The following is a 6,000-nucleotide window of genomic DNA, read 5'->3' as shown; positions in this document are numbered from 1 at the left end:
ACTCAAGGCTGCTTTTTCGTTTACACCAACTCCGATTGTTTCCTTAACAGTTTGTCGCTTTCTTCATATCCACATTATATCATTTTCATATCTGCACCACAATAAAATTTTATGCACCGATAATCTTACTGAACAGCTCTAACAAACACCATTTCATCACTCCAATCTGAAATTTAGGTATGAAAAAAGCAGTCAATCCTAAGACTAACTGCTTTGTGTATAGAGATATGAAATTGTGAAATAGAATTTGCCTATTTCAAATCAAAAAGAGAATTTTCATAGTCCTTTACATAGTATCGTATATTTTTACGCCCCTTTTGAATAATGGTATGTCCCTCTGCTTCTAATTTTTCTTTCTGTGCTTCAATACCATTTGGATATTTAGCATTTAATTCTCCGTTTGCTTTTAATGTTCTCCAATAGGGTGTTTCATCTTCGGAACGCTGATAACTCGCCCACGCTACAATAGAAACAAATATACCCGCTGTAATCGGCTCTGTAAAATCTGCACCACTCAATTTTGCAAAGTGTTCTCGTATTTTTCCAACCGTAATCACTTTACCATACGGAACTTTTTTCATTACTTTGTCATAGTCAATCGGGGGAGCAAAATACATTTTGTTTCCACCATATTTCTCAATACTTTTCTGGTCTATGATAATTTGAAATTTTGGCATATCCTTACTATCATGCAACATAGCATTAAAATCTTTTTTATCTTCATTTGCCATTTGTGCCACCTCCTACTTTAAGGATAGTCTGTTTCTTATTTCCATGCAATGAGGCTGTTTGAAAATTATTAACACTTTCAAATTTGTCGCTTTCTTCATATCCATATTATAACAGTTCCATATATCCGCCACAATAAAAATCAGCATACCCTTAGCATTTATGGAACAAAAATGCACACTTTTTCTTTCTTCCTCTTGATTACCCCACAACAGAAAAGAAAAAGCCCTGTCAAGAGCCTTGCCACCATTGGTGGTGCTTTGCACTCTTTACTGGGCTTTTTGTTTGCTGTATCTTCCATGCAAGAGGAAATTAAAGACCTCTGTTCCATTTCGCCTTTAGATAATCTTCATAGTCTGCTTCATTGAAGTCTACTTGTGGAGAAGTGTCGGGAATGTTGTTTCTGTTGTCTATATCCGCAAGCTGACGAAATATCCAATCATCATAAGGGTCATGGTATTTATACTCTTTGGGCTGTTCTCTGTATCGGTCTAACCCTCGCATTTCCTTATGTACTTTTATCATGCGTTCCAGTTTTTGACGCTGTATCAACTGCTTGATTTCCATAAGTTCTTCCAACTCCGTAACCTCATTGGTAATGTAGTTATGGATATACTGTATGAGTTTATATGCCTTGTAAAATGTGCATTCTTTTTCATCATCGAAAAATTCATTTTCAGACAGGTAATCTAAGGAAACATTGAAGTCTTGTTCCCGTTTGATAATATCCATGATATAGGGCTCGGTGTGGTCAATATACTTCCATTCTCCCGACAATAATTCATTGGGTGTTACTCCCAGCACGTCCATTATCTTTTCCAGCGTATCAAAGGTAGGATAATTCACGCCACGTTCAATCTTGGAAAGGCTCTGCATATTGATACCGATTTTGTCCGCAAGTTCCTGTTGTTTCATTCCTCTATGCTTTCTTATGGTCTGTATGTTCTCTCCTAAGAAACTGATTTTCTTTTCGTAATGCTCCATGACTTAGTATAAACACTCCTTTCATTGCTTTTCTTGGTATTTATAAGCATATCATACTTAATATATATCTAAAAGTCAACAAAAACTTCTTGACAAGTAATTCTAATGGCGTTATTATCGTATCAGATAGAGTGATTAAGCACGCTAGGGTCAATCACACGCTTGAGTAAGCATAGAAAAGATGTATTTTCATTTTGATAGCATGAATAAGCATAGACTATCAGACCGAAAATAAGGTTTCTGACTGGGGCTGTTCCGTTTAGCCACGAGCCTTACAAGGCTCGTGAGCGTTAAGAACGGATCAGACACAGGAAGAAAGGGAACGCCTTTAGGCGTTCATAAAGGGCGTATATGTAACACCGCCCTGCGCATACATGTCATAGTACCTAGAAACTGTGATAAATAAAGGAAAAAACACGATTTTTACCCCGCAAAAAAACGGGAAGTACGAAAGGAGTAATGCACTATAACTACACACAAAAATTTATCCGTTAAGATTGATTACATCAGCATTGTATTTGATACTACAACCGCAGAAGATATCATCATGCACATTTTAGGTTTACCGACTGACATTTTCAATGTTTATCCAGCAACGATAAAATTCAAGACTTATCAAGCACGCTGGCAGATTGGAGATATTTATGTATCGGGGGACGCAAGAAAGACAGAGGACAACCCACAGGGGCTAGGCTGTTATCTTGTTATGACTGGCAGAGGTTGTGATGATATTTTCCGTATTCTCGACAGTAGGAATTATACCTTTGGGGATATGTTCCGACGTTGCGAGCGAAGATACGGACTGGATAATTTCCATTTCACAAGACTTGATATTGCCATTGACGATAAGAACGAAAAGCCATTCTTTACCATTGAGCAGATAAAGAAGAAATGCGAAAAAGAGGAATTTATCTCAAACAGTGAGGGCTACCACTTTGATGAAAGCAAGTTTGACGATTTCGACACCGCAAAGACTGTTTATATCGGTGCTGGAAAATCTGGATTATCCTACCGCTTTTATGATAAGGATAAAGAAGTCTGTTCAAAACATAATAAGACGCTTGAGGAAGTCGGCAGTTGGAAACGGACAGAAATGCAACTGCGTGATGATAAGGCTCATGCTTTTGCCATGACATTCAAGGACAGACCGCTGGAACTTGGGGAACTGGCTTTCGGGCTACTGGCAAACAACCTACGCTTTGTCGTGCCAAACAGAAACGAAAGTAATAAAAGCAGGTGGAAAACGTGTCGATTTTGGGAACGCTTTTTAGGGGCTGTGGAAGTCTTGAAACTGCAAGTACCAAAACAGCAAAATTCCCTTGAGGAAACACAGCAATGGCTCACAGAGGGTGGCGTGATTTCCGCTGTCAAAAGTTTTTACTTCTTGGAAGAACATGACGCATTAGGTGGACTGGAAAAAGTGGGAACTATGCTTGATAAGGCAAGATACAGCAATTCCCTTTCCAGTAAATTAACCGCCCATTTACAGAGGATAAACCGCACCGACCTTATCCCCTATATCCAGTATGACACGAAACATGGGAAAGGGGGTATCTGATGAATAACAACGATATTCCCGTATGGGAAAAATACACCCTTACCATTGAAGAAGCGTCAAAGTATTTCCGTATCGGAGAAAACAAGTTAAGACGATTGGCAGAGGAAAACAAGGACGCTGGCTGGCTCATTATGAATGGCAACCGCATACAGATTAAACGCCGACAGTTTGAACAGGTTATTGATAAATTGGACGCAATCTAATGCAAATGAGCCTTGTATGTGTTATGATGAACACAAGTCATATCAAGGTTCTTTCCAACAAGGAAAGGAGCAGACACCATGAAAGAAAAAAGACGGGATAACAAAGGACGTATCCTGCATACTGGAGAGAGCCAACGAACAGACGGAAAATACTTATATAAATATGTGGACGCATTTGGAAACACAAAATATGTGTATGCTTGGAGATTGACACCCACAGACCCGACACCAAAGGGAAAACGGGAAAAACTCTCACTTCGTGAACTGGAACAGCAGATAAGACGGGATATTGAGGACGGTATCGACAGCACAGGCAAGAAAATGACACTTTGTCAACTCTATGCCAAACAGAACGCACAAAGGGCAAATGTGAAGAAAAGCACAATGAAACAACGGGAACAACTCATGCGGTTATTGAAAGAGGATAAGTTAGGTGCTAGGAGCATTGATACGATAAAACCCTCTGACGCTAAGGAATGGGCGTTACGCATGAAAGACAAAGGCTTTTCCTATAACACCATTAACAACCATAAACGCTCGTTAAAAGCGTCATTCTATATCGCCATACAAGACGATTGTGTAAGGAAAAACCCTTTTGATTTCAAGTTAAGTGAAGTCCTAGAAAATGATACCAAAGAGAAAGTCGCATTGACAGAGGAACAGGAACAAGCCTTACTCTCATTCATCAAGACGGACAATGTGTATCACAAGTATTATGATGATGTGCTGATACTGTTAAAGACAGGACTTCGTATCTCGGAACTGTGCGGACTGACAGTAGCCGATATTGATTTTAAGAATGAAGTTGTGATTATCGACCACCAGTTACTAAAGAGCAAGGAACAGGGCTATTATATTGAAACGCCTAAAACAAAGAGCGGAATAAGGCAAGTGCCATTAAGCAGAGAAACAATACAGGCATTTCAACGGGTTATGAAGAAACACCCAAAGGCAGAACCATTTGTGATAGACGGACGGAGCAATTTCCTATTTGTCAATCATAAAGGCAAGCCCAAAGTTGCGATTGATTACAACGCCTTATTTGTCCGTATGATAAAGAAATACAACAAGCACCACAAGGACAATCCCTTGCCACATATCACACCGCATACGCTACGCCATACATTCTGCACAAGGCTGGCAAGCAAGAACATGAACCCAAAAGATTTACAGTATATCATGGGGCATTCAAACATCAGTATCACAATGAACTGGTATGCTCATGCGTCCATAGATACCGCAAAATCAGAGGTTCAGCGTCTAATCGCATAAAAGTATTTACCACGATTTTAACCACGTTTGATAGAGAAAATATAGGAAGATAGACCTAGATATGTGAGGTTTACCACAAAAGCAAAATGCCCGTAGAGCCGATAAAATAAGGCTTTGCGGACATTTAAGAAGATATAAAAAGATAGTCAAAAAGACATATATAATTTTAGAAAAATGACATGGTCATAGTGGTCAAGAGACTGCAGGGATGGAATCGGTCTGGTCTGATGCGGGAATTCACTGTCGTAGTCATTTTCTATGATGTAGGCATCGTTTCTGATTGCCCACTCCAAAAGCCGCAGCCGGTTGCTGACCGGAATGGTGCGGCCGGTAGGAAACTGATGGGATGGCATAACATAAAGGAGGTTACAGCAGGAATCAAAAAGCTTGTCAATATCAATGCCATTTTCAACAACTGGAATCGGAAAAAGTTCATATCCGTTCTGGAGAAAAATATTCCGGATACCATTGTGAGATGGCTCTTCATAGGCAATCCGGTGCTTCTCTGCCGGGAGCAGCCGGCTGATGATTTCAATGCCATACTGGGTGCCGGGCACAAGGATTACCTGTTCCGGGTCGCAGTGAACGCCACGGTTCCGGTTCAGATAATGACAGATATTGGAACGGAGTTCATAGTTTCCTTTATTGGATTCGTATTGGATTTTCTGCTGATTCTCTTCCTGAAGTAAAGCATTGTTTACGTACTGCCGCCATAGCTTCCACGGAAAAAGATGGGAATATACGACATCATGTTTAAAATCATAACGGACAGGAGTTGCTCTTGGTGCAGGATTTTGTCCGGAAATAGAAGAAGTTATCTTTTTGGAAACCGGAGGAACAGAAAGGGTATCCAAGAAAGTATTGGAGATATCCTCTACATAATAACCGGAGCCTGGAACAGAGCGGACATAACCCTCTGCTGTTAATTGCAGATAAGCTTTGGATACTGTGTTCAGGCTGATATTAAGCTTTTCAGAAAGCGTCCGGATTGGCGGAAGAGCCGAGTTCTTCGGCAGGGAACCATTAGTGATTTCTTCAATGATGGAAGTATATAACTGCTGATAGAGCGGAGCCGAATCCGCCTTGTTAACATAAATCATAAAATCCTCTCCTTTGCATCAGGTGATACAGTTAATTTATTATATAGTCGCATAAAATCCTTTTCAATAGAAAAAACAAAATTGTAACCATGAAAAAAGTAAAAATTGTCACTTTTCGAATAACAAAATTAGTGATATGCTCAGGACAACAAAA

6 protein-coding genes are annotated in these 6,000 nt (G+C 39.8%); 3 read left to right on the top strand and 3 right to left on the bottom strand.

From position 1 onward, the window contains the following. Positions 1-251 precede the first annotated feature (251 nt). Complete coding sequence (locus tag DWY37_RS08460) at positions 252-731, bottom strand: MGMT family protein (RefSeq protein ID WP_002322212.1); 480 nt, start codon at positions 729-731, stop codon at positions 252-254. 310 nt (positions 732-1,041) lie between these two features. Beyond that, positions 1,042-1,713 carry a helix-turn-helix domain-containing protein gene (locus DWY37_RS08450; protein ID WP_002322214.1) on the bottom strand — a complete coding sequence of 224 codons (672 nt, stop codon included), beginning with the start codon at positions 1,711-1,713 and terminating at the stop codon, positions 1,042-1,044. Positions 1,714-2,209: 496 nt separating this feature from the next. Here DWY37_RS08450 and DWY37_RS08445 point away from each other — a divergent pair, with 496 nt between their 5' ends. The 3 genes from DWY37_RS08445 (at position 2,210) to DWY37_RS08435 (ending at position 4,746) form a co-directional block, all read left to right on the top strand. Continuing rightward, positions 2,210-3,271 (top strand): replication initiation factor domain-containing protein, encoded by a 1,062-nt coding sequence (locus DWY37_RS08445; RefSeq protein ID WP_259321075.1) that lies wholly within the window; start codon positions 2,210-2,212, stop codon positions 3,269-3,271. Then, complete coding sequence (locus DWY37_RS08440) at positions 3,271-3,474, top strand: excisionase (RefSeq protein ID WP_002607397.1); 204 nt, start codon at positions 3,271-3,273, stop codon at positions 3,472-3,474. Before DWY37_RS08445 ends, DWY37_RS08440 begins: the two co-directional genes overlap by 1 nt. Positions 3,475-3,552: 78 nt before the next feature. Then, positions 3,553-4,746, top strand: a complete 1,194-nt coding sequence (locus tag DWY37_RS08435) for a tyrosine-type recombinase/integrase (protein ID WP_021425046.1) — start codon at positions 3,553-3,555, stop codon at positions 4,744-4,746. Between the two features lie 146 nt (positions 4,747-4,892). Here the strand turns inward: DWY37_RS08435 and pdxR are convergent, their stop codons facing one another. Further along, positions 4,893-5,846, bottom strand: coding sequence for a MocR-like pyridoxine biosynthesis transcription factor PdxR (pdxR, locus tag DWY37_RS08425; RefSeq protein WP_118542242.1), 954 nt, complete (start codon positions 5,844-5,846; stop codon positions 4,893-4,895). Between the last annotated feature and the right edge of the window lie 154 nt (positions 5,847-6,000).

The organism is Roseburia sp. AF25-13LB, assembly GCF_003478915.1.
In the GTDB taxonomy this organism is placed as follows: Bacteria; Bacillota; Clostridia; order Lachnospirales; family Lachnospiraceae; genus Roseburia_C; species Roseburia_C amylophila.
The sequence above is the reverse complement of the archived record's forward strand: the minus strand, read 5'-3'. Positions and strand labels throughout refer to the sequence as shown.